Source organism: Massilia sp. CT11-108, from assembly GCF_047302915.1.
Lineage (GTDB): Bacteria > Pseudomonadota > Gammaproteobacteria > Burkholderiales > Burkholderiaceae_D > Telluria > Telluria orientalis.
Map to the genome: position 1 here is coordinate 1 of NZ_JBKYMO010000765.1, position 1,932 is coordinate 1,932.

The following is a 1,932-nucleotide window of genomic DNA, read 5'->3' on the forward strand; positions in this document are numbered from 1 at the left end:
GCTTGTAGCGCAGGAAGGAAGCGTGACGGTCGTCCCACCAGCGGCCCTCGTTGTTCGAGATGCCCACGGCCTGCAGCAGCGCCTGCGCCTGGTCCTTCAGGCTTTGCGCCGCCGCCGCGGCCTCTTCGACGAGCGCCGCATTCTGCTGCGTGATACCGTCCATCTGGTGCACGGCGCTGCTCACTTCCGCGATGCCGTGACCCTGCTCCGCGCTGGCGCGGGCGATGTCGCCCAGGATGCCGGACACCTGGCGGATCGCATCCATGATCTCGTCCATCGTGCTGCCCGCTTCGTCGACGAGGCGGCTGCCCGTCTCCACGCTCTGCACGGACGCGCTGATCAGGTCCTTGATCTCCTTGGCCGCGCCGGCGCTGCGCTGCGCCAGCGCGCGCACTTCCGCCGCCACCACCGCGAAGCCGCGGCCCTGTTCCCCGGCCCGCGCCGCTTCCACGGCCGCGTTCAGCGCGAGGATGTTGGTCTGGAACGCGATGCTGTCGATGACGCCGATGATGTCGGCGATGCGTGCCGAGCCATCCTTGATGTCCCCCATCGTCGACACCACCTGCGCCATCACGTCGCCGCCCTTGCCGGCGACCGTGGAGGCGCGCGCCGCCAGGTCGTTGGCGTTGTGCGCGTTGGCCGCGTTGCGCTGGACGGTCCCGGTCAGCGTCTCCATCGCGCTGGCGCTCTCCTCGAGCGACCCGGCCTGCGCTTCCGTGCGTGCCGACAGGTCGGCATTGCCCGTCGCGATTTCATCCGTCGCCGTCGCCATGTTTTCCGTGCTCGTGCGGATCCTGGCCAGCATGTCGTGCAGGTTGCCGTTGATGGTGGCGATGGCCCCCATCAGCCGGCCCACCTCGTCGTCGAACTCCACGACGACTTCGCCCGACAGGTCGCCCCCGGCGATGCGGTCGGCCGCGGTAACGGCCTTGTTCAGGTTGCGCATGATGTAGCGGTAGACCATGTACAGGGCGGCGGTCGTCGACACGAGCGACAGGACCATCAGCGCGATCGCGGCCGTCATCGCGCTGCCGGTGGCCTGGTGGGCGTCGGCGACGGCGGCGCCGGTGCGCTCGTCGAGCAGGCGCAGGAAGTCGTTCAGCGGCACCATGATGCGCGCCTTGTTGCGGTGGTACGCGGCGTCGTGCATGATCGCCCGCGCGAATTCCGCATTCGGTTCGTCCTTGCGGGTAAATCCGCCGCGGCCGTCGTCGAACAGGCCCTTCACGGCATTCATCGCGGCGACTTCGGTCTTGACGAGGGCGTCGGACACGTCCTGCGCCTCCCGCAGCTTGGCGAATTCCTGTTCGCTGAAGCCGGCCTTGCGCATCAATTCCTGCAGCGGGACCGCCTGGCCGCTGGACGGCGGCACCGCGACGCCGCCCGCGACGAGATCCCAGTAGATGCGCTCATAGTGCTCGGGCCGCGGCCTGGTGCCGTTGCGGATGGCGAGGATGTCCTGGTATTGCTGTTCGTAGCGGCTGTCGCCCGTGACCACGTAGGTGCGGGCGAGGCGCGTGAGGTCGTCGGAGCTCTGGCGCAGTTCGTCCGCCAGCAGATAGGACCGGTAGCGCGACTCGCTCGCCTCCGTCGCGCGGCTTTGCGCGACGGACACGCGCTGCAGCGCGGCCAGCATGAGGCTGGCCATGACCAGGGTCAGGGCCAGCAGGGTGATGAATGTTTGTTTGATTGTAAGATGCCGCATGGTTGTCTCCTCCTCGACACCTACAATCTATCCAAATCTCACCGGGTAAAATAGTGGGAAAGCATAAAAATCGGAAATATATTCTCTAAAAGCAATATATGTTGCGCTGAGACATCGTCGCGCCCCCGCACCCGGGGGGGGCGGGTTGGTTAAAACCCCAACCCAAACCCGCGCGGTATGTGGGGGCGCAGACGGGCAAAACCCCCCGGTTTGTAACCCGAAAGAGG

General features: G+C 66.8%; 1 protein-coding gene. It reads right to left on the minus strand.

What is annotated here, in order from left to right:
• Nucleotides 1-1,705 (minus strand): methyl-accepting chemotaxis protein (locus ACEN88_RS30415; RefSeq protein ID WP_413345719.1); only part of this gene is annotated, 1,705 nt, incomplete at its 3' end.
• Between the last annotated feature and the right edge of the window lie 227 nt (nt 1,706-1,932).